We start from the raw sequence: 462 nt of genomic DNA on the forward strand, positions 1-462 counted from the left end.
GGTAAAGGAAAAATTCGAGGAGCAATTTCCGCATCTTCTGGGCTACTTTGAAAACGATACCGTCGGCCTGATTGATCGTGATGATGCCCTGGACATCGCGCAGCAAAAATTCTTTCGTGCTCAGAAGCAGGTATTGCAATGCGAGATATTGACCGAAGCAGCGTATGAGAAGTCGCTGGAGCTGTCATCGCGCACCTTGACCGAATACATCCTGTATCGTGACAAAATCATCGGCCGCATGAAGGAAATGACGGCTGACAATGCCGAATCCGAAATTCACAATCTCATTGTTCCGAGATTCAAGGAGTTTTCTCAAGAAGACATGCCTTCGGAGATTTACCAGAACAACGCATGGCTCCTTGATGACAAGTTCATGGTGTTTCGCACCATCCTGAGCGAGCAACGGATGGATACTGTCGTCAATGCCATACGGCTTGATGAAGAAAGCGGTAAGGATGCAGG

At 48.1% G+C, this 462-nt stretch carries 1 pseudogene; it reads left to right on the forward strand.

The annotated features are described in order from the left end of the window. Positions 1-462 (forward strand): annotated as a pseudogene (locus KDH83_RS31560) (ATP-binding protein); the annotation flags it as partial.

This window comes from Achromobacter sp. Marseille-Q0513 (genome assembly GCF_018195695.1).
Lineage (GTDB): Bacteria > Pseudomonadota > Gammaproteobacteria > Burkholderiales > Burkholderiaceae_B > Achromobacter.